Source organism: Micromonospora sp. A3M-1-15, from assembly GCF_024213425.1.
GTDB classification, from domain to species: domain Bacteria; phylum Actinomycetota; class Actinomycetes; order Mycobacteriales; family Micromonosporaceae; genus Micromonospora; species Micromonospora chersina.
This window is the reverse complement of the sequence record NZ_JANAVK010000002.1, coordinates 609,651-632,790: the sequence shown is the minus strand read 5'-3', so window position 1 is coordinate 632,790 and position 23,140 is coordinate 609,651. Positions and strand designations below refer to the sequence as shown.

At 74.6% G+C, this 23,140-nt stretch carries 22 protein-coding genes; 8 read left to right on the top strand and 14 right to left on the bottom strand.

The window, feature by feature from the left end; genetic code table 11:
- Positions 1–16 precede the first annotated feature (16 nt).
- The 6 genes from ybaK (at position 17) to NLX85_RS12725 (ending at position 6,052) form a co-directional block, all read left to right on the top strand.
- A complete protein-coding gene (ybaK, locus tag NLX85_RS12750) occupies positions 17–496 on the top strand; it encodes a Cys-tRNA(Pro) deacylase (protein ID WP_254334741.1) in 480 nt (159 codons plus the stop codon).
- 209 nt (positions 497–705) lie between these two features.
- A complete protein-coding gene (locus NLX85_RS12745; RefSeq protein ID WP_254334730.1) occupies positions 706–1,806 on the top strand; it encodes a sugar ABC transporter substrate-binding protein in 1,101 nt (366 codons plus the stop codon).
- A 110-nt stretch (positions 1,807–1,916) separates the two neighbouring features.
- Entirely contained in the window at positions 1,917–2,726 is an 810-nt protein-coding gene (locus NLX85_RS12740; protein ID WP_254334728.1) for an ATP-binding cassette domain-containing protein, read from the top strand.
- Entirely contained in the window at positions 2,723–3,982 is a 1,260-nt protein-coding gene (locus NLX85_RS12735; RefSeq protein ID WP_254334726.1) for a sugar ABC transporter permease, read from the top strand. The genes NLX85_RS12740 and NLX85_RS12735 overlap by 4 nt, the downstream gene beginning before the upstream one ends.
- Before the next feature lie 25 nt (positions 3,983–4,007).
- Positions 4,008–5,189 (top strand): ROK family protein, encoded by a 1,182-nt coding sequence (locus NLX85_RS12730; protein WP_254334724.1) that lies wholly within the window; start codon positions 4,008–4,010, stop codon positions 5,187–5,189.
- A gap of 125 nt (positions 5,190–5,314) precedes the next feature.
- The gene (locus tag NLX85_RS12725; RefSeq protein ID WP_254334722.1) at positions 5,315–6,052 is read left to right on the top strand and encodes a DUF4142 domain-containing protein; all 738 of its coding nucleotides are present in this window, start codon (positions 5,315–5,317) and stop codon (positions 6,050–6,052) included.
- Between the two features lie 51 nt (positions 6,053–6,103).
- Here NLX85_RS12725 and NLX85_RS12720 read toward each other — a convergent pair whose 3' ends face one another.
- From NLX85_RS12720 to NLX85_RS12660, 13 genes are all read right to left on the bottom strand, one after another.
- Positions 6,104–7,864 (bottom strand): ABC transporter ATP-binding protein, encoded by a 1,761-nt coding sequence (locus tag NLX85_RS12720; RefSeq protein WP_254334720.1) that lies wholly within the window; start codon positions 7,862–7,864, stop codon positions 6,104–6,106.
- A complete protein-coding gene (locus NLX85_RS12715) occupies positions 7,861–9,567 on the bottom strand; it encodes an ABC transporter ATP-binding protein (RefSeq protein WP_254334718.1) in 1,707 nt (568 codons plus the stop codon). The genes NLX85_RS12720 and NLX85_RS12715 overlap by 4 nt, the downstream gene beginning before the upstream one ends.
- 72 nt (positions 9,568–9,639) lie before the next feature.
- Complete coding sequence (locus NLX85_RS12710) at positions 9,640–9,894, bottom strand: hypothetical protein (RefSeq protein WP_091262671.1); 255 nt, start codon at positions 9,892–9,894, stop codon at positions 9,640–9,642.
- 19 nt (positions 9,895–9,913) lie between these two features.
- Positions 9,914–10,960 (bottom strand): tRNA (adenosine(37)-N6)-threonylcarbamoyltransferase complex transferase subunit TsaD, encoded by a 1,047-nt coding sequence (gene tsaD, locus NLX85_RS12705; protein WP_254334716.1) that lies wholly within the window; start codon positions 10,958–10,960, stop codon positions 9,914–9,916.
- A 5-nt stretch (positions 10,961–10,965) separates the two neighbouring features.
- Positions 10,966–11,418, bottom strand: coding sequence for a ribosomal protein S18-alanine N-acetyltransferase (gene rimI, locus NLX85_RS12700; RefSeq protein WP_254334714.1), 453 nt, complete (start codon positions 11,416–11,418; stop codon positions 10,966–10,968).
- Between the two features lie 173 nt (positions 11,419–11,591).
- Positions 11,592–12,269: a tRNA (adenosine(37)-N6)-threonylcarbamoyltransferase complex dimerization subunit type 1 TsaB gene (gene tsaB, locus NLX85_RS12695; RefSeq protein ID WP_254334712.1), complete on the bottom strand. Its 678-nt coding sequence runs from the start codon at positions 12,267–12,269 to the stop codon at positions 11,592–11,594.
- A gap of 60 nt (positions 12,270–12,329) precedes the next feature.
- The gene (locus NLX85_RS12690; RefSeq protein ID WP_254334710.1) at positions 12,330–13,178 is read right to left on the bottom strand and encodes a maleylpyruvate isomerase family mycothiol-dependent enzyme; all 849 of its coding nucleotides are present in this window, start codon (positions 13,176–13,178) and stop codon (positions 12,330–12,332) included.
- 78 nt (positions 13,179–13,256) lie between these two features.
- A complete protein-coding gene (ung, locus tag NLX85_RS12685; protein WP_254334708.1) occupies positions 13,257–13,958 on the bottom strand; it encodes a uracil-DNA glycosylase in 702 nt (233 codons plus the stop codon).
- A 61-nt stretch (positions 13,959–14,019) separates the two neighbouring features.
- The gene (tsaE, locus tag NLX85_RS12680; RefSeq protein ID WP_254335542.1) at positions 14,020–14,490 is read right to left on the bottom strand and encodes a tRNA (adenosine(37)-N6)-threonylcarbamoyltransferase complex ATPase subunit type 1 TsaE; all 471 of its coding nucleotides are present in this window, start codon (positions 14,488–14,490) and stop codon (positions 14,020–14,022) included.
- 2 nt (positions 14,491–14,492) lie between these two features.
- Positions 14,493–15,584 (bottom strand): alpha/beta fold hydrolase, encoded by a 1,092-nt coding sequence (locus tag NLX85_RS12675; RefSeq protein WP_254334706.1) that lies wholly within the window; start codon positions 15,582–15,584, stop codon positions 14,493–14,495.
- A gap of 55 nt (positions 15,585–15,639) precedes the next feature.
- On the bottom strand, positions 15,640–16,758 hold the full coding sequence (alr, locus tag NLX85_RS12670) for an alanine racemase (RefSeq protein ID WP_254334704.1): 1,119 nt from the start codon (positions 16,756–16,758) through the stop codon (positions 15,640–15,642).
- A 105-nt stretch (positions 16,759–16,863) separates the two neighbouring features.
- Positions 16,864–18,333: an NAD(P)H-hydrate dehydratase gene (locus tag NLX85_RS12665; protein WP_254334702.1), complete on the bottom strand. Its 1,470-nt coding sequence runs from the start codon at positions 18,331–18,333 to the stop codon at positions 16,864–16,866.
- A gap of 64 nt (positions 18,334–18,397) precedes the next feature.
- Positions 18,398–18,766, bottom strand: coding sequence for a holo-ACP synthase (locus NLX85_RS12660; protein ID WP_091318098.1), 369 nt, complete (start codon positions 18,764–18,766; stop codon positions 18,398–18,400).
- Between the two features lie 159 nt (positions 18,767–18,925).
- Between NLX85_RS12660 and NLX85_RS12655 the strand changes: the two genes are divergently transcribed.
- Positions 18,926–19,222: a type VII secretion target gene (locus NLX85_RS12655; protein ID WP_254334700.1), complete on the top strand. Its 297-nt coding sequence runs from the start codon at positions 18,926–18,928 to the stop codon at positions 19,220–19,222.
- Positions 19,219–20,889: an alpha/beta hydrolase gene (locus tag NLX85_RS12650; protein ID WP_254334699.1), complete on the top strand. Its 1,671-nt coding sequence runs from the start codon at positions 19,219–19,221 to the stop codon at positions 20,887–20,889. Before NLX85_RS12655 ends, NLX85_RS12650 begins: the two co-directional genes overlap by 4 nt.
- A gap of 65 nt (positions 20,890–20,954) precedes the next feature.
- Here the strand turns inward: NLX85_RS12650 and glmS are convergent, their stop codons facing one another.
- Entirely contained in the window at positions 20,955–22,868 is a 1,914-nt protein-coding gene (gene glmS / locus NLX85_RS12645; protein ID WP_254334698.1) for a glutamine--fructose-6-phosphate transaminase (isomerizing), read from the bottom strand.
- Positions 22,869–23,140: the final 272 nt, after the last annotated feature.

The window sequence follows — 23,140 nt, the reverse complement described above, 5'->3', positions numbered from 1 at the left end:
GGTTAGCTTGTCGCTCATGGCGGGACAGGGCACTCCGGCGACGGCACTGCTGACCAAGCGGAAGATCGCCCACAGCACCCACCCGTACGACGTCTCGCCGGACGCGCCGAACTACGGCGCGCTGGTCGCGGCGGCCCTCGGGGTGCCGCCGGCCCGGGTGTTCAAGTCGCTGGTCACCGAGGTCGACGGCGGGCTGACCGTGGCGGTCGTGCCGGTCACCGGAGAGCTGGACCTCAAGGCTCTCGCCGCCGCGGTGGGCGGCAAGCGGGCGGCCATGGCGGACCGGACGGTCGCCGAGCGGGCCACCGGCTACGTCCGCGGCGGGATCAGCCCGCTCGGCCAGCGCAAGCGGCTGCCGACGGTCGTGGACGCGTCCGCTCTGGAGCATCCGACGGTCTACGTGTCGGCGGGGCGCCGGGGCCTGCAACTGCAACTCGCCCCGGCCGATCTGGTCGCCCTGACGGGGGCCGTCACCGCGCCGATCGCCGCCGGCTGAACCGCCGCATTTGGGAGCGTTTCCGCACGCCACCGGGGGGAGCGCTCTCCACGCGGTGACGGCGGGATGTCAGTTGCGTTGCTGAATTGTTACCGCCGCCAACAAACTTCTGACCTCGGCTCCCTTGCGTCTGTCCGGACGGGAGGAATACGTTGCCGGGCACAACAAACCACCGACAACTCCCCCAACCCCCGAAAGGACCCGTGCACATGCGCAAGGGCGTCCTCACTTTCGCGGCCGTCGGTCTTCTCGCGACCGGCAGCATGGCCGCCTGCGGTGACAACGGCGGTTCCGACCAGGCCGGCGGCTCGACCGACAAGAAGCCGAAGATCGGCGTGATCCTCCCGGACAGCAAGTCCTCCGCCCGCTGGGAGGGCGCGGACCGCAAGTTCCTGGAGGAGGCCTTCAAGGCCGCCGGTGTCGACTACACCATCCAGAACGCCCAGGGCGACAAGTCCGCCTTCTCCACCATCGCCGACGGCATGCTGACCAACGGCGTCACCGCCCTGATGATCGTCAACCTGGACTCCGGCACCGGCAAGGCCGTGCTGGAGAAGGCCAAGTCGCAGGGCGTGGCCACCATCGACTACGACCGGCTGACCCTGGGCGGCTCCGCCCAGTACTACGTCAGCTTCGACAACGAGGCGGTCGGCAAGCTCCAGGGCGAGGGCCTGAGCAAGTGCCTGACCGACAAGGGCGCCAAGAGCCCCGTCGTGGCCTACCTGAACGGCTCCCCCACCGACAACAACGCCACGCTGTTCAAGAACGGGTACGACTCGGTGCTCAAGCCGAAGTTCGACTCGAAGGAGTACGTGAAGGGCCCGGACCAGTCGGTTCCGGACTGGGACAACGCCCAGGCGGGCGTGATCTTCGAGCAGATGCTCACCCAGACCAAGGGCAAGATCGACGGTGTGCTGGCCGCCAACGACGGTCTCGGCAACGCGGCCATCTCGGTGCTGAAGAAGAACAAGCTCAACGGCAAGGTGCCGGTGACCGGCCAGGACGCCACCGTCCAGGGCCTCCAGAACATCCTCGCCGGTGACCAGTGCATGACGGTCTACAAGGCCATCAAGGAGGAGGCGAAGGCCGCCTCGGACCTGGCGATCGCGCTGGCCAAGGGCGAGAAGAAGGAGACCGGCCAGAAGGTCAAGGACCCGGAGGGTGGCCGTGACGTGGACGCCGTCCTGCTCACCCCGAAGGCCATCTACAAGGACAACGTGAAGGACGTCGTGGCCGACGGCTTCGTCACCAAGGAAGAGCTCTGCACCGGCGCGTACACGAAGCTCTGCGCCGACGCCGGCATCAGCTGACCCGACCACACCACCCCGCTCCGGCGACGCCGCCCGGCACGGTGACCACCGTGCCGGGCGGCGCGCCGCGGACGGGCCCCGATCTCCCCTCCGTCCAAAGGAGACCCCCCGTGTCCGCGACCCCCCTGCTGGAGCTACGCGGGATCGACAAGAGCTTCGGTCCCGTCCAGGTTCTGCGCGACGTCGCCTTCTCGGCCCATCCCGGTGAGGTGACCGCGCTGGTCGGCGACAACGGCGCCGGCAAGTCGACCCTGGTGAAGTGCATCAGCGGCATCTACCCCACCGATGCCGGCGAAGTTCTCTTCGACGGGCGACCGGTGACCATCCACAACCCGCGGGACGCCGCCGCGCTCGGCATCGAGGTGGTCTACCAGGACCTCGCGCTCTGCGACAACCTCGACATCGTGCAGAACATGTTCCTGGGCCGGGAGAAGCGCAGCGGGGTGGTCCTGGACGAGCCGACCATGGAACAGCTGGCGGCCGAGACCCTGGCCGGGCTGAGCGTCCGCACCGTCAAGTCGCTGCGCCAGCACGTGTCCAGCCTCTCCGGCGGGCAGCGGCAGACCGTGGCCATCGCCAAGGCCGTGCTCTGGAACAGCAAGCTGGTGATCCTGGACGAGCCGACCGCCGCGCTCGGCGTCGCGCAGACCGCCCAGGTGCTGGAGCTGGTCCGCCGGCTGGCCGACAAGGGCCTGGCCGTGGTGCTCATCTCGCACAACATGAACGACGTCTTCGCCGTCTCCGACCGGATCGCCGCGCTCTACCTCGGCCAGATGGTCGCCCAGGTGAAGACCACCGAGATCACTCACTCGCAGGTGGTCGAGCTGATCACCGCCGGCCGCTCCGGCAACCTCGGCCTCGGCGCCGGGTCGGGCAACGGCAGCGAGCCCGCCGACGCGACCCCGGGAGCCCTTCGATGACCACCACCGCTGTGAAGAAGGACGGACCGGCGGCCGTCGCGCCCGCGCCCGCCGTCGCCGAACACGTCCGCAACTACGTCGCCCGGGTACGCGGCGGCGACCTCGGTTCCCTGCCCGCCGTCATCGGCCTCGTCGTGCTCTGCCTCGTCTTCGCGATCGTGCGCCCGGTCTTCTTCTCCGCGGCGAACTTCGCCAACCTCTTCACCCAGGGCGCCGCCGTCACGGTGATCGCCATGGGTCTGATCTTCGTGCTGCTGCTCGGTGAGATCGACCTCTCCGCCGGCTTCGCCAGCGGCGTGTGCGCGGCCATCCTGGCCAACGTCGTCAGCGTGCTCGGCTACCCCTGGTACGTGGCGGTGCTGGCCGCCCTCGCCACCGGCGTGGCCATCGGTCTGACGCTCGGCTTCCTGGTGGCCAAAGTGGGCATCCCCTCCTTCGTGGTCACCCTGGCCGGCTTCCTGGCCTTCCAGGGTGTGGTGCTGCTGCTCATGAAGGAGGGCACCAACATCTCGATCGGTGACGACGTGATCGTCGGCATCGAGAACGGCCGGATCCCGCCGGCCGTCGGCTGGCTGCTGGCCGCCGTCGCGATCCTCGGGTACGCCGCCGCGCAGCTGCTGCGGCACCGCAACCGGGCCGCCCGCGGCCTGCTCACCGACCCGATCGCCGTGGTGGGCGCCCGGATCGTCGGGGTCGCCGCCCTGATCGGCTTCGCCGTCTACGTGCTCAACCAGGAGCGCAGCATCAACACGCTGATCACGTCGAACAAGGGCATGCCGGTGGTCGTGCCCATCATCGCGGTCCTGCTGGTCTTCTGGACGTTCGTGCTCAACCGCACCGCGTACGGCCGGCACCTCTACGCGGTCGGCGGGAACGCGGAAGCCGCGCGGCGGGCCGGCATCAACGTGGACCGGATCAAGATCTCCGCCTTCGTGATCTGCTCGGGGATGGCCGCCATCGGCGGCATCATCGCGGCCAGCAAGGACCGGTCGGTCGACCCCAACACGGGCGGCAGCAACGTCCTGCTCTACGCGGTCGGCGCGGCCGTCATCGGCGGCACCAGCCTCTTCGGCGGCAAGGGCCGGATGATCAACGCGGTGCTCGGCGGCGCCGTGGTGGCTGTCATCATCAACGGCATGGGACTGCTGGACCTCAGCTCCGGCCTGAAGTACATCTTCACGGGCGCGGTGCTCATGCTCGCCGCCGGTGTCGACGCCCTGTCGCGGCGCCGCTCGGCCGCCACCGGCACCCGCTGAATCCGGCACGGACATGACGGTGGCGATGCGCGCGGGACCCAGCCAGGACGAGATCCGTCGGCAGAACCTGGGCGCGTTGCTCCGCTACGTGCACGTGCGTGGGGCCACCACCCGCGCGGAACTGACCACCGCGCTCGGTCTCAACCGCAGCACCATCGGCGCGCTGACCGCCGACCTGGCCGGCGCCGGTCTGGTCAGCGAGGGGACGCCGAAGGAAACCGGCCGGGCCGGACGACCGTCGCTGGTCGTCCGGCCCGAGTCGGCCCGGGTCTACGCGTACGCGTACAGCATCGAGGTGGACCGGCTGCGGGCCGCGCGGGTGGGGCTCGGCGGTGAGGTGCTCGACCGCCGGGAACTCGAACGGCCACGGAACCTGGTCGCCGGGGACGCCGCCCCGCTGCTGGCCGACGCGGTGCGGGAGATGCACCGGGCGGTGCCGTCCGACTCGATCTGCGTGGGCGCCGGGGTGGCGGTCTGCGGCATGGTCCGCCGCGAGGACGGGCTGGTGCGGCTCAGCCCCACCACCGGCTGGGTGGACGAGCCGATCGGCGCGGCGCTCGCCGCCGAGCTGGGCGTCGACGTGCCCATCACGGTGGGCAACGTGGCCGACGTGGCGGCCTTCGCCGAGCACGCCCGGGGCGTCGCGGCCGGCTGCGACAACGTCATCTACCTGTACGGGGACGTCGGCGTCGGCGCCGGCATCATCGCCGGTGGGCGGCGGCTCACCGGACACGGCGGCTACAGCGGCGAGGTCGGCCACATGGTGGTGGTCCGCGACGGCGAGCGCTGCGACTGCGGGCGGCGCGGCTGCTGGGAGACCGAGATCGGCGAGCACGGGCTGCTCCGGGCCGCCGGCCGCTCCGACGCCCGGGGCCGGGAGGCGGTGCTGGCCCTCTTCGACGCCGCCGACCGGGGCGACGCGCGCGCCCAGACCGCGGTGCGGCAGGCTGGCGACTGGCTCGGCTTCGGCGTGGCCAACCTGGTCAACATCTTCAACCCGGAGATGGTCATCTTTGGCGGCACCATGCGCGACCTCTACCTGGCCGCCGCCGCCCAGGTGCGCAGCCGGCTCAACTCCAACGGGCTGCCGGCCTGCCTGGAGCACGTGCGGCTGCGCACCCCGAAGCTCGGTGACGACGCGGCGCTGATCGGCGCCGCCGAACTGGCCTTCGAACGCCTCCTCGCCGACCCGCTGGACGTCGGCTGACCGGCCCCCGGATTCCGGTGAACTGAATCGGGTCGTGATCCGTACCAGTGGGCGGACGGACGGCCGCGGGGGCGGCCGTCCGCGCCATCCCGCGTACCGGTCCGGACCGAGGAGGCACCGCAACCATGGCACCGCTGGAATCCGCACGCCGCCGGCTGGCGCACCGGGTGATCCTGCCGCTCGTCGCGCTCGTCGCGGGGATCGGCGTCCTTCCCGGCGCGGCGACGGCCGCACCCAACCCCGGTGTGCAGCTCAACGCCGCCGACATGACGCTGCTCAACGGGGTACGACTGGCCGGGCTCTGGGAGATGCCGGCCGGGCAGATGGCCGCCGAGAAGGGCCAGTCGAAGCGGGTACGAGAGATCGGCGCGGAGATCGCCCGGCAGCACGGCGTCCTGGACCAGCTCGTGGTCGAGGCCGCGAACAAGCTCGGCGCCACCCTGCCGACCACACCCACCACCCAGCAGCAGGGCTGGCTGACCGAGATGCAGAACGCCACCGGCGCCCAGTTCGACCAGATCTTCGTGACCCGGCTGCGGGTCGCGCACGGCAACATCTTCCCGGTGATCGGCGCGGTCCGGGCCAGCACCCGCGACCCGATCGTGCGCAAGCTCGCCGACCAGACGAACACCTTCGTCACCAATCACATGCTGATGCTGGAGAGCACCGGGCTGGTCCGCTGGCAGCAGCTCCCGCCTCCCGCGATGCCCCCGGCGCAGAGTGACTCGCTGATCGCCGCCGCCGGGGCCAACGTGGGCAGCAGCGGCGGGGTCCAGGTCAGCACCACCGTGGTGTGGGCCGTCTTCCTGCTCGCCCTGGCCACCGGCGGGTACGCGACCTGGCGGCTGCTGCGCCGCTCCTGACCACGCCGACGTACGAGGCCCCCACCGGCGTTCCGGTGGGGGCCTTTCCGCTCAGCCGTGCCAGGACCGCCAGAGCGCGGCGTACGAGCCGCCAGCCGCGACCAGCTCGTCGTGCGACCCCAGCTCGGTGATCCGGCCGTCCTCCACCACCGCCACCCGGTCCGCGTCGTGCGCGGAGAAGAGCCGGTGCGCGATGGCGATGACCGTCCGGCCCTGGAGCACGGCGGCCAGCGAGCGTTCCAGCGCCCGGGCCGCCCGCGGGTCGATCAGCGAGGTGGCCTCATCCAGCACCAGGGTGTGCGGGTCGGCGAGCACCAGCCGAGCCAGCGCGAGCTGCTGCGACTGGGCCGGGGAGAGCGGGTGCCCGCCGGCGCCCACGCGCGTGTCCAGCCCGTCCGGCAGCGCCTCCGCCCAGTCCAGGGCGTCGACCGCGGTCAGCGCGGCGCGTACCTCGGCGGGGCCGGCGTCCGGGCGGACCATCGCCACGTTGTCGGTGAGCGTGCCGATGAACACGTGGTGCTCCTGGCTGACCAGCGCCACGTGGGTGCGCAGCTCGGCCAGGGGCAGCTCGCCGAGCGGCCGGCCGTCCACGGTCACCGCGCCGGCGCGGGGCGCGTGCACCCCGGCCAGCAGCCGGCCCAGGGTCGACTTCCCCGCGCCGGACGGGCCGACCATGGCCAGCTTCTCCCCCGGCCGCGGCACCAGGGTCACCCCGTGCAGCACGTCGTGGCCGGCGCGGTACGCGTACCGGACGTCGTGGGCGGCGAGCCGCCCGCCGTCGGTGACCGGCCGCCCGTCGGGCGGCGCGGCCCCGGCCGGCTCGCCGTCAGCCTCCGCCGGCTCGGCCACGCCGAGCAGCCGGGCCAGCGAGGCGCCGCCGACCTGGAACTCGTCGAGCCAGGAGAGCAGCCGGTCGACCGGGTCCACCAGCTGCTGGGCGTAGAGGGTGGCCGCCGTGACCTGCCCGAGGCTGGCCCAGCCCTCCAGGTAGAACCAGCCGCCGAGCAGCAGGGTGCCGACCACCGGCAGCAGGTAGCCGATCTCGGCGACCGGGAAGAAGACCGTCCGCAGGCTGAGCGTGTAGTACTCGGCCGCGTACGACCGGCGGATGTCGGCGTCGGTGCGGGCCCGGCGGCGGGCCTGCTGGCGCAGCGCCTCGGTGGTCCGCGCCCCCTCGACCGTCTCGCTGATCCCGTCGGTGATGTCGGAGTAGGCGGCGTTCTCCCGCAGGTAGCCGGCCGGCGCCCGGCGCAGGTACCAGCGGGTGCCGGCGACCAGCAGGGGCACCGCGAGCAGGCAGGGCACCACCAGCAGCGGGCCGGTCAGCACCAGCGCGCCGAGGATCAGCAGCACGGTGACCGCCGCGATAAGCGTCTCCGGGGCGGCGAACCGGACCGTCCGGGACAGCGCGGCGACGTCCCGCGAGGTGCGGGTGAGCAGGTCGCCGGTGCCGGCCCGCTCCACCGTGGACAGCGGCAGGGCGAGCACCCGGTCGACGAACTCCTCGCGCAGCTCGGCGAGGACCCGCTCGCCGAGCCGGGCCGAGGCCAGGTGGGCGAAGCGGACCAGCACCGACTGGGCGACCACGAAGCCGGCGATGGCCAGGGCGACCCGGTCGACGGTCACCGCGCCGACGCCGCGCGAGATCCCCTCGACCAGGTCGCCGAGGAGCCGGGGCGCCACCAGGCCGGCCGCCGCGGCGAGCGCGTGCAGGCCCAGCGCGGCGGCCAGGCCGCGCGGGTGCCGGCGGGCCAGCTCCCGCGCGTACCGGCGGACCTGCCGCGCGTCGGCGACGGGCAGGGCGTTGCTCACCGGTCCTCCTCCCGGCTCACCGTGGCCCGGTACCGGGGCTCGGCGGCGAGCAGTTCGTCGTGGCGGCCCTCGGCGACCACCTTCCCGTCCTCCACGAAGACCACGTGCTCGGCGCGGCCGAGCACCAGCGGGCTGGTGGTGCAGACCAGCGTGGTCCGGCCGCGCCGGGCGGCGGCGAGCCGGTCGGCGATCCGCGCCTCGGTGTGCGCGTCCACCGCGCTGGTCGGCTCGACCAGGACGAGCGTCTCCGGGTCGGCGACCAGCGCCCGGGCCAGCCGCAGCCGCTGCCGCTGCCCGCCGGAGAACTCCCGGCCGCGCTCGGCGACCGGGCTGTCCAGGCCGCCGGACAGCGCCTCGACGATGTCGGTGGCGCTCGCCGCCACCAGCGCCGCCTCGACGGCGTGGCGATCCCCCCGGTCGCGCGGGTCCAGCTCCGTGCGGAGGGCGCCGCTGAACAGCTGCGCGTCGTTGTCGGCCACCAGGATCCGCTCGCGCACCGTCGCCAGCGCCACGTCCCGCAGCGGTACGCCGTGCAGCGTCACGTCCCCGTCGGCGTACCGGCCGAGCCGGTCCGCGATCTCGGCGGCGTCCTCGGGCGCGGTGGCGGCCAGCGCGGTGAGCCGGCCCGGCCGCAGCACCAGCCCGGAGCGCACGTCCACCAGCTCGCCCGGCCCCTCGGGCACCGGCACCGGGCGGGCCGGGTCGGTGAACTCGGGGGCGAGGCGGAGCAGCCGGACCACCCGGCGGGCCGCCACGTGCCCCCGGGTCAGCTTGTCGGCCGCCTCGGTGAGGTTGCGCAGCGGGCTGACCAGGAACGCCGTGTAGCCGTAGAAGGAGACCAACTGGCCGGCGCTGATCTCGCCGCGCAGCGCGAACCGCGCCCCGAGCCAGGTCACCAGCACCACGAAGACGCCGGGCAGCAGGATCTGCGCGGCCTGGATCAGCGACTCCACCCGGGCCACCCGCAGGCCGTCCGCCCGCAGCGCCTGGGACTGCTCCCGGTAGCGGGCGCCCAGCACCGGCTCGCCGCCCACCCCGCGCAGCACCCGCAGCCCGGACACGATGTCGCCGGCCCGGGCGGTCAGCTCGCCTGTCGATTCCCGGTACGCCGCCTGCTGCCGGTGCAGCGGCCGGATCAGCAGCGCCACCAGCGCCATGAGCAGCGGCACCCCGAGCACCACCACGAGGCCGAGCGGCACGGAGGCGGTGAGCAGGATCGCCGACACCGTGACGATGGCGACCACCGCGCCGGTGCCCCGGGCCGTGATGTCCACGGCGCTGCCGATGTGCTCGATGTCGGCCGTGCCGATGCTCACCACCTCACCGGCGGCGACCCGGCGGGGCAGCGCCGCACCGAGCCGGTTGGTGGCGTCCACGGTGACCTGCACGGTCCGGTAGGCGGCGCCGAGCCAGTTGTGCACCGCGCAGCGGTGCCGCAGGATGCCTGTCGTCGCCTGGACGACGCCCAGCCCGAGCAGGACGAGACCCCAGCGGAGCAGGGCGTCCGGGTCGCGGTGGGTGAGGCCGGCGTCGATGGCCCGGCCGACGGCGGCCGGCATCAGCGCCTGGGCCAGCATCCAGGTGACACCGAGGGCGATGGCGCCGCCGAAGAGCAGCCGGTGCCGACCGGCGAGCCAGACCAGGTAACGGGTGGCGGACCGGGCGTCGGGGGTGCCGGGATCGCCGGCGGGTGAGAAACGCATGACCACTCGACGCTAGGTGCCGTGCCGGGGTGGACGCCAACCAGTTTCCCGCCGGTCAGGCGACCCGCCGGGTCAGCGATCGACCTGCGTGAAGTCCCAGCTGTGCGGCGGCCGGGCGACCAGCCGCATGGGCGGCTCGGGCAACTCCCGCGGGTTGCTCCGCCACTTCGAGATGACCACCACCCGGTGGTCGGTGGAGGAGAACACCTCGCTGGACAGGTGCAGCGGCTCGTGCTCGAACTCGGGCAGCGCGGTCTCGCACACCCAGGTGATCAGGTCGGCGAACCCGTACGGCTCGGCCTTCGCCTCCCACATCCGGACGATCACGTCGGTCCCCTCCCCCGCCTCAGACACTGACCACGGTCAGCGGCATGGCGGAATCGGCCGGCAGGTCCAGCCGGCTCGGGGCGACGCCCGCGGCGACCAGGTGCGAGCCGAGCGCGGCCACCATGGCGCCGTTGTCGGTGCAGAGCTTCGGCCGGGGCGTACGCACCCGGACGCCGTGCTTCGCGGCCCGGTGCTCCGCCATGGCCCGCAGCCGCGAGTTGGCCGCCACCCCACCGCCGATCACCAGGGTGTCGATGCCGCTGCTCCGGCAGGCGTCCAGCGCCTTGCCGACCAGCACGTCGCAGACCGCCTCCTGGAAGGACGCGGCCACGTCGGCCACCGGCACCGCCTCGCCGGCCCGCTGCCGCGCCTCCACCCAGCGGGCCACCGCCGTCTTCAGCCCCGAGAAGGAGAAGTCGAAGCGGTGCCCGGCCAGGTCCTTGGCCGCGGTCAGCCCGCGCGGGAAGGCGATCGCCGCCGGGTCACCGGCCCGCGCCTCCCGGTCGATGAACGGGCCGCCCGGGAAGGGCAGCCCGAGCAGCCGGGCCACCTTGTCGAACGCCTCGCCGGCCGCGTCGTCGATGGTCGAGCCGAGCGGGGTGACCTCCCGGGCCAGGTCGTCGACGCGCAGCAGCGAGGAGTGCCCGCCGGAAACCAGCAGGGCGATGGCCGGCTCGGGCAGCGGGCCGTGCTCCAGGGTGTCCACGGCCACGTGCGCGGCGAGGTGGTTCACCCCGTACACCGGCTTCTCGGCGGCCACCGCGTACCCCTTGGCGGCGGCGACCCCGACGAGCAGCGCGCCGGCCAGGCCCGGCCCGGAGGTCACGGCGATCGCGTCGATGTCGGCGATCGTCACCCCGGCCTCGCGCAACGCCCGGTCCATGGTCGGCACGATGGCCTCCAGGTGGGCGCGGCTGGCCACCTCGGGCACCACGCCGCCGAACCGGGCGTGCTCCTCGACGCTGGAGGCCAGCGCGTCGGCGAGCAGGGTGTGCCCGCGCACGATGCCCACCCCGGTCTCGTCGCAGGACGTCTCGATGCCGAGGATCAGTGGTTCGTCAGCCATGCTCGTCAGTCCTCGTTGCGCTGCATGACCAGCGCGTCGGTGTTGCTCGATTGGTAGTAGCCGCGGCGCACGCCGATCGGCTCGAAGCCGTACATCGCGTAGAGCCGCTGCGCGGGCGCGTTGTCGGCGGCGACCTCCAGCAGCGTGCTGCGCACCCCGCGCCGGGCCGCCTCGGCGAGCAGCGCCTCCAGCAGCAGCCGGCCGATCCCCCGGCGCTGCGCGTCCCGGCGGACCGCGACGTTCTGCACCCACGCCTCGTCCGGCGGCGCCACCATGAGCCCGGCGTAGCCGAGGACCCGGCCGTCGTCGTCGGTGGCGACCACGTAGTGGTGGCCGTTGGCCAACTCGTTCCAGAACATCGCCGGTGACCACCGCTCGGCGCCGAACAGGTCCGCCTCCAACGGCAGCACCTCGTCGACGTGCCACCAGCGGAACCGGCCCAGTCGGACCTGACTCACTGTGCCGCCTCTGTTCGCGACTCCGGGGCTCGCAACCCCGGCTCACTCCTCGCGCTCACGGTGCCGCCTCTGTTCGCGACTCCGGGGCTCGCAACCCCGGCTCACTCCTCGCGCTCACGGTGCCGCCTCTGTTCGGGACTGCGGGGCTCGCAACCCCGGCTCACTCCTCGCGCTCACGGGAGGACCGGCTTGTGGCCGGTGGCCGCGACCGCGTCGGGGCGACGCAGGTAGAGCGGGGTGAGCGCCTCGCCGGGGGCGCCCGCGCGGATCCGCTCGGCGGCCAGGCGGGCCAGCGCCAGCGCGTCCGGGTAGCGCGGCTCCTCGCGGACCGGCAGGCCGAGGACGTCCGCGTACCGGTGCGCGCCGTCACCGACCGCGACCGTGACGGCCAGGTCCCGGGCCCGCTCGGCGGCGACCGCCGGGGTGTCCACGTTCGGCCCGGCGATGCGCTGGCCGGCGCCGTCGTAGACGGCCCAGTAGACCTCCCGGCGGCGGGCGTCGCTCGCCGCCAGCACCGGCTCGCCGGCGGCCACCGGGTGGCCGACCCCGTCCAGGGAGCAGACCCCGTACGTGGGGATGCCGAGCACCTGACCCATGGTGGCTGCCGTGACCAGGCCGACCCGCAGCCCCGTGAACGGCCCGGGACCGAGCCCGGCGACGATCGCGGCCAGGTCGGCGGGGCGGGCGTCGGCGTCGGACAGCACCGCGTCGACCTGCGGGGCGAGCAGCTCGCCGTGCGCCCGGGCGTCGACCGTGCACCGCTGCGCGCGGGCCGCGACGCCGTCCGCCGAGACCTCGACCAGCGCCGCGGTCACCGCGGGCGTCGAGGAGTCCACCACGAGTACGAGCACGGTATGCCAGCCTAGTCGCCGCCCCGGTTACCGCCGGTGACGCCCCTCCCGCCTCCCGGCTCAACTCGGGGTGCGGAAGACCTTGAGGAACCGGGGCAGCAGCCAGGGGCGCGGGCCGGCGACGCGGACCCGGCCGGTGAGCACGGCACGGGCCCGGCTGATCCGCCCGAACATCATCAGGTTGAGCGTCGCCGGGTCGAACCGGACCCGCACGTCCGGCCGCTCGTCCGGGGTGGCGAACCGCACCCGCCCGTCGGCCAGCGCGAGCGTCAGCGGCGCCGCGTACGCCGAGGCGAACCGCACCACGATCCGGCCGCGCGGCGGGTCCACCCCGTCGAGCAGCCGGCCGTAGCCGTGCCGGACCACCCCGGCCAGGAAGAGATCGAGGAAGAGCACCGCGTCGCGGGACGGGACCGACCACGGCCGGCCGGTCGCCCGGGCCAGGTCCCAGCCGTGCAGCAGCAGTTCGTTGACCAGGTGGGCGAAGAGGCCGGGGAGCGGGACACGGGCGTCACCGAGCCAGGGCACCACCTCGTCGGGGCTGCGGTCGGCGCAGACCGCCAGCAGCCGGTCGACGTCGCGGCGCAACCGGTCGAGCAGGTGTGCCGGGTCGCGCTCGGTCAGGTGCCGCAGCACCAGGTCGTTGGCGTCCGCCACGGTGTCGACGGTGACCAGCGGAAGCTGCTCGCCCAGCCCGGGGACCGGCAGCGGCTCGCCGGCCGGGTCGACCAGCCCGACGTAGAGCCAGGCGACCGAGGCCAGGTGGGCCAGGGTCTCGGCGGCCGTCCAGTCGGCGGTGACCATGGTCTCCGGTGGAACCGAGCGGGCCAGCGCCAGGAACCGGTCGGCGGTCTCCGCCAGTGCCGCCGGTGCCGTCGACCAGCCGTCCGACGTGATGGTCGCCGACACCGTCACCTCCCCGCTCCGGGCGCGAACGGGGCAGAGCCTACTACCGTCCGCCACGGAACGATAGCCCTGCGTCGATGGTCAGCCGGCGGTGCGCTCCCAGTCGATGGTGGGCAGGCCGGCGTCGGCGAGCGCCTTGTTGGCCGCGCTGAACGGCCGGCTGCCCAGGAAGCCGCGCGGGTTCATGGGGCTGGGGTGGCCGGCCTCCAGCACCACGTGGTTCGGGTTGGTGACCAGGGCGGCCTTCTTGCGCGCGTAGCCGCCCCAGAGCAGGAAGACCACCCGCTGCTCCAGCGCGTCGAGGGCCCGGATGGTGGCGTCGGTGAACTCCTCCCACCCCTTGTTGGCGTGCGAGCCCGGGGTGGCCTGCCGGACGGTGAGCACCGCGTTGAGCAGCAGCACGCCCTGCGCCGCCCAGCCGCTCAGGTTGCCGCCGGCCGGCTTCGGCACGCCCAGGTCCTCGCCCAGCTCCTTGAAGACGTTGCGCAGCGACGGCGGCACCGCCACCCCCTCGCGCACGCTGAAGCTCAGCCCGTGCGCCTGCCCCGCCTTGTGGTACGGGTCCTGCCCGAGGATCAGCACCCGGGTCCGCTCCGGCCCGCACAGCCGGTAGGCCGAGAACAGGTCCTCGACCGGCGGGAAGACCGCCCCGGTGGCGTATTCCCCCGCGACGAACTCGGCCAGCGCCGCGGTGCGGGCCGGGTCGAGGTGCGGGGTGAGCGCCACGCGCCAGGCGTCGGGCAGGAGCGCCAGCAGGTCGAGGGTGGGGGCGTCGTCGGGCATCGGCAACCTTTCACCGCGTCTGATCGGTCCCCGGAACTGTAGGCAGCGGGTACGACAGCGGTCAGTCCAGGGCGGCCAGTCGCCGCGCCCAGTCGCCGCCCACCGGTTCCAGGGTGACCACCCGGGTGTCGTCGTCCCGCCTGTCGATGCGGACCCGCAGGTGGGCGTCGACCAGCTGCTCGACCATCCCCTCGCCCCACTCGACCACGGTGACCGCCTCGTCCACCGAGGCGTCCAGGTCCAGGTCGTCGATCTCGGCGCGCGGGTCGGCCGACTCCCCCAGCCGGTACGCGTCGGCGTGCACCAGGGTCACCCGGCCGCCCCGGGCCGGATCCGGCCGGTGCACGCGGGCGATCACGAAGGTCGGCGAGGTGATGTCGCCGCGCACCCCGAGACCGGCGCCGATGCCCTGGGTCAGCGCGGTCTTGCCGGCGCCCAGCGGGCCGCTGAGCAGCAGCAGGTCACCGGCGCGCAGCACCCCGGCCAGCCGGCGGCCGAACTCGTGGGTGTCGTCGACCGTCTTCAACTCCACGATCACAGCGACTCCAGGAACCTTGTGAGCGCCGCGTTCACCTCGTCGGCGTGCTCCAGCATCACCACGTGCCCACTGTCGTGGATCTTCACGAACTCGGCGTGCGGCAGCCGCCGGACGATCTCCTCGGAGTGGGTCACCGGCGTGATCATGTCCTTGTCCCCCACGATCACCAGCACCGGCGTGCCGGCCAGCGCCGCCAGCGCCGGGAACCGGGAGTGGGTCGCCAAAGTACGCAGGTAGCGGGTGACCGTGTCGGCCGAGGTGCGGGAGTTCATCGTCTCGACGTACGACACCAGGGCCGGGCTGGGCTTCGGGGTGCCGAAGCCGTATTTGCGGGTGAGCAGCCAGGCCACGTTGGAGGTCGACTTGCGGGCCTTGTCGATCACCGTGCCGCCGTAGCGGGTGGCGTTGCTCATCATGTAGATCATCGGCGCGCCGACCCGGCCGAGCAGCGCGGGCGCCACCAGCTTGGTCTCCGCGAGCAGCCCGCCCGAGGTGGCCATCAGCACCGTGCCGACCACCCGGTCGCCGAACAGCTCCGGGTAGAGCTCGGCCAGCGCCATGATCGTCATGCCGCCCATCGAGTGGCCGATCAGCACCAGCGGCCCCTCCGGCGCCACCTCGTCGATCACCCGGCGCAGGGTGTGACCCAGCGCGGCCAGGTCGTAGTCGCCGCCCTCCAGCTTCCCGGAGCGGCCGTGCCCGGGCTGGTCGTAGGCGACGACCCGGTAGTCGCCGCGCGCGGCGAGCATCTTGCGCTGGAAGTGGAACGTCCCCATGTCCAGGCAGAAGCCGTGCACCAGCACCACGGTCGGGTGCCCGGCGACCGGCCGGGTCGGCTCGACCACCTCCACGTGGATGTCGGTGCCGCGCGGCATCTCCAGCAGGTACGCCTCGTCGTACCGCTGCTCGCCGAACACCTCGCCGGCGTACGGATCGGTGGGGTCGGACTTGAGGCGGCGGACCAGGACCCGCTCGCTCACCACGCCCGCGGCGAGCCCGGCGGCGGCGACGCCGACCGCGGCGCCCACCACCCCGGCGACCCGACCCGCGGCGGTGCGTGGCCGGGGAATCCGGAACCGCTGACTCACCGTGCCGCCTCGGTTCGCGACTGCGGGGCTCGCAACCCCGGCTCACTCCTCGCGCTCACGGCCGCTCGCCGTCGTAGACGCGCGGCACCCGGACGCCGCCGAACCGGGTCACGATCTCGTAGTTGATGGTGCCGACCGCCTCGGCCCAGTCGTCGGCCGTGGGCTCGCCGTCCGCGCCGCTGCCGAAGAGGACGGCCACGTCCCCGGCGGCCACCTCGTCCTCGCCGCAGTCGACCACGAACTGGTCCATGCAGACCCGCCCGGAGATGGTCCGCCGCTTGCCGGCGAGCTGCACCGGGCCGGTGTTCGAGGCGTGCCGCGGCACCCCGTCGGCGTAGCCGAGCGGGACGACCGCCAGGTTCGCCTCCTGCTTCGTGAGGTATGCGTGGCCGTACGAGACGCCGGTGCCGGCCGGGACCCGCTTGGTGAGCATCACGCGGGCCCGGGCGGTCATCGCCGGGCGCAGGCCGAACTGCTCGCCCTCGATCGGGGAGAGACCGTAGACCGCCAGGCCGGGGCGGACCAGGTCGAAGTGGGTGTCCGGGCGGGTCAGCGTGGCCGCCGAGTTGGCCAGGTGCCGGTAGCGGGGGCGCAGCCCGGCCCGCTCCACCATCTCCAGCCCCTCCTGGAACACCGCCAACTGCCGGTCGGTGGTGGGGTGGCCGGGCGAGTCCGCGTACACGAAGTGGCTCCACACGCCGACCACCTCGACCAGGCCGTCGGCCTGGGCCTTCGCGGCGGCCTCCAGCAGCGCCGGCCAGTCGGCGACGGTGGCCCCGCCGCGCGAGAGCCCGGTGTCGATCTTGAGGTGCAGCCGGGCCGGGCGGTCCGCCCGCCGGCCCGCCTCGACCATCTCGTCGAGCTGGGTGAGGCTGGCGCAGCCCAGGTCGACGCCGACCGCGATGCCGTCGTGCAGCGGCAGCCCCGGGTCGAGCAGCCAGGCCAGCACGGGCGCGGTGACCCCCTCCCGGCGCAGCAGGAGCGCCTCGTCGAGGGTGCAGACGCCGAGCCAGTCGGCCCCCGCGTCGAGCGCCGCGTGGGCCGCCGGAACCATGCCGTGGCCGTAGCCGTCGGCCTTGACCACCGCCATCAGCTCGGCGCTGGTGCCCGACTTGAGCCGGGCCACGTTCTCCCGGATCGCGTCCAGGTCGACGCGCACCTCCGACTGCCACATGCCCTCAGCCTACTTCCGTCCGTGATCACCGTGGCCCTGAGCCGCGCGCCCGGTCGCCCGCGCGCCGGCGGTGGCCGCCGCGCGTGGCCCCGGTCGGCGGGGCGTTCAGCACAGCCGGGCCAGGACCGGGCGGAGCGCGGTCGCCACGTCGGGCGCGGTCACCGGACCGCCGCGCGCCGCCTCGCGGCCGGCCAGCCCGTGCAGGTACGCCGCCGCGGCCGCTGCCCGCTCCGGCGCCAGCCCGGCGGCGAGCAGCGAGCCGAGCAGCCCGGCCAGCACGTCGCCGGTGCCGCCGGTGGCCAGCACCGGCGTGCCGGTCGGGTTGACGTAGGCCCGGCCGTCCGGGGTGCCGATGATCGTGCGGTCGCCCTTGAGCAGCACCACCGCGTTCATCCAGGCGGCCAGCCGCAGCGCCGCCCCGACCCGGTCCGCCCCCGGGGACTCGCCGCAGAGCCGGGCGTACTCGCGGTCGTGCGGGGTCACCACGATCGGGGCGTCCCGCCCGCGCAGCCGGTCCGCCAGCTTGCCGTCGACCAGCAGGGTGAGCGCGTCGGCGTCGAGCACCACCGGCACCGGCGCGGCGAGCACCGCGCGCAGCTCGGCGGCGGACTCCTCACCGGTGCCCAGCCCCGAGCCGCAGATCCACGCCTGCACCCGGCCCGCGTCGGCGACCCGGTCGGTGGCGATCACCGACGGGTGCTGGTGCAGCACCTCCGCGCGGGCGCCGCCCGCGTAGCGGACCATGCCGGTGGGGCCGGACAGCGCGCCGCTCACCGAGAGCACCGCCGCGCCCGGGTAGGTGGCCGAGCCGGTCGCCACGCCGACCACGCCCCGGCTGTACTTCTCCGAGGACGGGCCGAGCCGGGGCCACCAGTCGACCACGTCGGACAACTCGGTGACGCGCAACGCCGGGGTGCCGCGCAACCACGGCCCCAGCCCGATGTCGACCAGCTCGACGTGCCCGGCGAGCGGCGCGGCCGGGCCGACCACCAGGGCCGGCTTCAGCGCGCCGAAGGCGACCGTCACGTCGGCGCGGACCGCGCAGGGCCGGCCGGAGGCGGTGAGCGGCACGTGGCCGGTGTCCACCGCGACGCCGCTCGGCACGTCCACCGCGACCACCGTGGCCCGGGCGCCGTCCCGCCCGCTGCGCTCGGCCAGGCTCGCGGCGAGCTGGTCGGCGGTCTCCCGGAGCCCGCCGGTGCCGCCGATCCCGACGATGCCGTCGAGCACCAGGTCCACCACGGCCGACGGCCGGTCGACCACGCGCCCGCCGGCCGCCCGCAGCGCGGCCAGCCCGTCGGCGTGCGCCCGGCCCGGGGTGAGCAGCAGGGCGTCGACCGCCGCGCCCCGCCGGGCCAGGTGCGCGCCCGCGTAGAGGGTGTCGCCGCCGTTGTCGCCGGAGCCGATCAGCAGCAGCACCCGGGCGCCGTAGACGCCGCCCCGCTCGCCGAGCAGCAGCGCGCAGCGGCGGGCCAGCCCCGCGGCGGCCCGCTGCATCAGCGCCCCGGGCGGCAGGGTGGCCATCAGGCCCGCCTCCGCCGCGCGTACGTCCCCGACCCGCCACACCGGTCTCATGCCACTCCGTCCCGTCCGTTCGTCCTGTTCGTCCCGGACCGGCCGACCGGCCCGCCGGGCCGGCTCACCGTTCCGCGACCACCATGGCCGACGCGATCCCGCCGTCGTGCGACAACGACAGGTGCCAGCGGTTGATCCCGCGCTCGGCGGCCGCGGCGGCCACCGTGCCGGAGACGGTCAGCCAGGGGCGGCCCTCCGGGTCGGGCACGACCTCGCAGTCGTGCCAGTTCAGCCCGGCCGGCGCGCCGAGCGCCTTGGCCACCGCCTCCTTGGCCGCGAACCGGGCGGCCATCGACTCCGGCGAGCGCGGGTTGCCGGCGCGGGTGTAGCGCTCGGCCTCGGTGAAGAGGCGGTCGGCGAGCAGCGGCGTGCGCGCCAGGGACCGGGCGAACCGGTCCACCAGCACCACGTCGATGCCGACAGCCACGATCACGGACCTCACCCTACCGGCGGTCGGGGCCGGGGATCGGCGGTGCAGAACGCCTGTGGAAAACCCGGGATCCGGCGTACCGCCGGTTGTCCACAGGGCCGGTGCGGGCGGCACGTCGGGCCCTAGCGTCGCGGATGTCCGTCGGGGTGCAGGGAGGTCGCCATGGCCGAGGAACCGTTCAGCGTCGAGCCCGAGCTGTTGCGTGGGGTGGCCCGGGAGCTGGCCGACGACGCCTACCGGCTGGCCCGCGGGCCGGCCGCCGAGCCGGGGCTGGTGGTGCCGGCCGACGGCTGGCGGGCCGGGGTGGCGCTGGCCGAGCTGGAGGCGGGCGTGCGGCGCTGGTGCGGGTCGCTGGCCACCCGGGTGGCGGACACCGCGGAGGCGGTCCGGGCCGCCGCCGACGGCTACGAGGCGGTGGACGAGCGGGCCGCCCGCCGTCTCGCCGGGATCCCCCGGTGAGCGGACACACGGTGCTTCGGGCACCCGGACGGGTGCCGGCCGGGCGGTCGGAGCGGGCGGTGGAGGCCGTGCCGGTGGGCTACGCGCAGCTCTGGCGGGCGGATCCAGGCGCCTGGGCCGCCGCCGGGGCGGCCTGGCGGGGGCTGACCGGTCCGGTCCGGCGCCGGGCCGACGGGCTGACCGCCCGGATCGGCGCGCTGCGTCCCGGCTGGTCCGGCACGGCCTCAGCCACGGCGCGGGGGCGGATCGGCGAGCTGCGCACCGACCTGACCGACCTGCTGCCCGCGCTGATCGAGGTCGACCAGGTGCTCGCCGAGTTCGCCGCCCGGGTGGGCGCGGCCAGGGCCCGGCTCGGCGCCGCCGTGGCGCAGGCCGACGCGGGCGGCCTGCTGGTGGACCGGGCCGGGGCGGTCCGGCCCGATCCGGCCCGCCCCCGACCGGCCGCCCTGGTCGGCCCGGCCGTGGCGCAGGCGGGCGCCGAGATCCACGGCGCGCTGGCGCTGGCCGGCACGGCGGACCGGGAGGCGGCCGGCCGGCTGGCGGAGTTGGCGACGGCGGCGGCGACCGGGTGGGTGAGCGTCCCACCGGCCTGGCGACCCGCACCCGGGGCCGGGCCGGCCGAGGTGAGCCGCTGGTGGGCCGGCCTCACCCCGGCCGAGCGCCGCTGGCTGGTCGGCCACGAGCCGGACCGGGTCGGCCGCCTCGACGGGGTGCCGGTGGCGGCCCGCGACCAGGCCAACCGGCTGCTGCTGGGCCGGCGCCGGGCCGAACTGCTGGAGCGGCGCGCCGGGCTGCTGCGCCCGCTGCCGGCCGGCCCGCTCGAACTGGCCCGGCTGGCCCGGCTCGCCGGGGTGGAGGCGGCGCTGCGCGGCCTCGACGGTCTCGGCGAGCGGCTGGCCGCCCAGGGGGCGCCGCGGGCGTACCTGCTGGGGTTGGATCCGGCCGGGGACGGGCGGGCGGTGGTGGCGCTCGGCAACCCGGACCGGGCCGGCGCGGTGCTGACGTACGTGCCGGGGATGACCGCGGACCTCGCCGACGCCCCGGCCGAGCTGGGCCGGGCCGCCCGGGTGCTGGACCGGTGCGCGGCGCTCGGGCCGGGCACGGAGGCGGCGGCCGTGCTCTGGCTGGACTACGACGCACCGGACTTCCTGCCCGAGGCGGCGCGCGGCCGGCAGGCCGAGGACGCCGGTCCGGCCCTGCACCGGTTCCAGGAGGGGCTGCGCGCCTCGCACGAGGGGCCGCCGGCCCGGCAGACCGTGCTCGGGCACAGCTACGGCTCGCTGGTGGTCGGCACCGCGGCCCGCGACCACGGGCTGGGCGCCGACGCGCTGGTCTTCGTCGGCTCCCCCGGCGTGGGCGTCGACCACGCGGCCGAGCTGCGGGTGCCGCCCGGCCAGGTCTGGGCCGCCACCGCGCCGGACGACGTGATCCGGCTGGCCCGGCCGCCCGAGGAGCTGGCCCGCCGGGCCCTGCTTGCCGGCTCGCCGCTCGGCCGGGCCGCGGCGCTGCTCGACCCGCACGACGACCGGCTCTGGTTCGGCACCGACCCGAGCACCCCAGGCTTCGGCGGCCGGCGCTTCCCCAGCGGGCGCCACGGGCACGCCGGCTACTGGGATCCCGGCAACCCCGCTCTGGACGGGATGGCCCGGATCGTGCTGGGCCGATGAACGCCCGGCGGCCGGACACGGCGCGGCCCCTCCGCCACGGGACGGAGGGGCCGCGACCGGGTCGACTACTCGACGGTGACCGACTTGGCCAGGTTCCGGGGCTGGTCGACGTCGTGCCCGCGCGCGGCGGCGATCTCGGCGGCGAGCACCTGGAGCGGCACCGTGGTCACCAGCGGCGCCAGCAGCGTGGGCGTGCGCGGCACGTAGATCAGGTGGTCGGCGTAGCGGACCACCGCCTCGTCGCCCTCCTCCGCGATCACGATGGTGCGGGCGCCGCGGGCGCGCACCTCCTGGATGTTGGAGACGACCTTGTCGTGCAGCATCCCGCGGCCGACCGGCGACGGCACGATGCAGATGACCGGCGTGCCCTTGTCGATCAGCGAGATGGGGCCGTGCTTCAGCTCGCCGGCGGCGAAGCCCTCGGCGTGCATGTACGCCAGCTCCTTGAGCTTCAGCGCGCCTTCGAGGGCCACCGGGTAGCCCACGTGCCGTCCGATGAACAGCACGGTCGGCTCGGACTTCAGCTCACGGCCCAGCTCGCGGACCGGCTCGATCCGGTCCAGCAGCTCGCGCAGCTTGGCGGGCATCTCCTGGAGCTGGGCCACCACGGCGCCGACCTCGTCGGCGAACTTGATCCCGCGCACCTGGGCGAGGTGCAGCCCGATCAGGTAGCACGCGACGACCTGGGTGAGGAACGCCTTGGTGGACGCGACCGCGATCTCCGGGCCGCCGTGCGTGTACAGCACCGCGTCGGACTCGCGCGGGATGGTGGAGCCGTTGGTGTTGCAGATGGCCAGGACGCGGGCCTTCTGCTCCTTGGCGTGGCGGAGCGCCATCAGCGTGTCCATCGTCTCGCCGGACTGCGAGATCACCACGACCAGGGTGGACCGGTCCAGCACCGGGTCGCGGTAGCGGAACTCGCTGGCCAGCTCCACCTCGCAGGGGATCCGGGTCCAGTGCTCGATGGCGTACTTGGCGACCAGGCCGGCGTGGTAGGAGGTGCCGCAGGCCACGATGAAGATCTTGTCGACGTCGCGCAGGTCCTGCTCGCTGAGGCGGACCTCGTCGAGGGCGATCTCGCCGCTTTCGGTGAGCCGGCCGAGCAGCGTGTCGGCGATGGCCTGCGGCTGCTCCTCGATCTCCTTGAGCATGAACCAGTCGTAGCCACCCTTCTCGGCGGCCGACGAGTCCCAGTCGATGTGGAAGTCCTTGCCGGTCGCGGGCTGGCCGGCGAAGTCGGTGATCTCGATGCTCTCCGGCGTGATCAGGACGATCTGGTCCTGGCCCAGCTCGACCGCGTCACGGGTGTGCTCGATGAACGCCGCCACGTCGCTGGCCAGGTAGTTCTCGCCGTCACCGCGGCCGACCACGAGGGGCGAGTTGCGCCGGGCGCCGACCACCGCGCCGGGGATGCCGGCGTCGACGGCGAGCAGCGTGAAGGCGCCCTCCAGCCGCTGGCAGACCAGGCGCATGGCGGAGGCGAGCAGCTGCGGGCTGTCGACCTCGCCGGCCGAGCGCAGGTCGGCCAGGGAACGGGCGAGCAGGTGCGCGGCGCACTCGGTGTCGGTGTCGCTGGCGAACTCGACGCCGTCGGCCTCCAGCTCGGCGCGGAGCTTCGCGAAGTTCTCGATGATGCCGTTGTGGATCACGGCGACCCGGCCGTCCGGGGAGAGGTGCGGGTGGGCGTTGCGGTCGGTCGGGCCGCCGTGGGTGGCCCACCGGGTGTGGCCGATGCTGGTGGTGCCGTCGCCGATGCCGATCGGGCTGGCCGCGCAGGACTCCGGGTCGGTGGCGGCGCGCTCGGCCAGGACCTTCTCCAGGTTGGCCAGCTTGCCCGCCTTCTTCTCGATCAGCAGCTCGTCGTCGCAGACGACGGCGACGCCCGCCGAGTCGTAGCCGCGGTACTCCAGCCGCCGCAGTCCGTCCAGCACGATGCCGAGCGCCGGGCGCGCACCGGCGTAACCCACGATTCCACACATGGTCCGCAGCCTAACCCAGTTTCGCTCATCGCGCGTGCTCGGAAGGCCGGTAAACGATCACTGAATTTGAGCGAACCGGTGAGCGGATGACGAGGATCGGACAAACCGCCCAGGCAGTCCGGCGGACCGGAACCACCGCCCGGCCGACGGCCGACGCGTCCGGCGGGACCCCGGGCCGGCACCCCCGCGGGGGTACGTGCGGGTGGTCGTCGGGCCGTACATTGAGGGCCCCGGTCGGGGCGACCCCCGGCCCCGCCCCTCCCGCGGTCGTC

Coding starts and splice junctions, on each gene's coding strand:
- NLX85_RS12725 (WP_254334722.1), top strand. CDS start 5,315: ATGGCACCGCTGGAATCCGCACGCCGCCGGCTGGCGCACCGGGTGATC.
- NLX85_RS12730 (WP_254334724.1), top strand. CDS start 4,008: ATGCGCGCGGGACCCAGCCAGGACGAGATCCGTCGGCAGAACCTGGGC.
- NLX85_RS12665 (WP_254334702.1), bottom strand. CDS start 18,333: ATGAGACCGGTGTGGCGGGTCGGGGACGTACGCGCGGCGGAGGCGGGC.
- tsaD (WP_254334716.1), bottom strand. CDS start 10,960: ATGGCTGACGAACCACTGATCCTCGGCATCGAGACGTCCTGCGACGAG.
- NLX85_RS12715 (WP_254334718.1), bottom strand. CDS start 9,567: ATGCGTTTCTCACCCGCCGGCGATCCCGGCACCCCCGACGCCCGGTCC.
- NLX85_RS12745 (WP_254334730.1), top strand. CDS start 706: ATGCGCAAGGGCGTCCTCACTTTCGCGGCCGTCGGTCTTCTCGCGACC.
- alr (WP_254334704.1), bottom strand. CDS start 16,758: ATGTGGCAGTCGGAGGTGCGCGTCGACCTGGACGCGATCCGGGAGAAC.
- ybaK (WP_254334741.1), top strand. CDS start 17: ATGGCGGGACAGGGCACTCCGGCGACGGCACTGCTGACCAAGCGGAAG.
- NLX85_RS12655 (WP_254334700.1), top strand. CDS start 18,926: ATGGCCGAGGAACCGTTCAGCGTCGAGCCCGAGCTGTTGCGTGGGGTG.
- glmS (WP_254334698.1), bottom strand. CDS start 22,868: ATGTGTGGAATCGTGGGTTACGCCGGTGCGCGCCCGGCGCTCGGCATC.
- NLX85_RS12735 (WP_254334726.1), top strand. CDS start 2,723: ATGACCACCACCGCTGTGAAGAAGGACGGACCGGCGGCCGTCGCGCCC.
- ung (WP_254334708.1), bottom strand. CDS start 13,958: ATGCCCGACGACGCCCCCACCCTCGACCTGCTGGCGCTCCTGCCCGAC.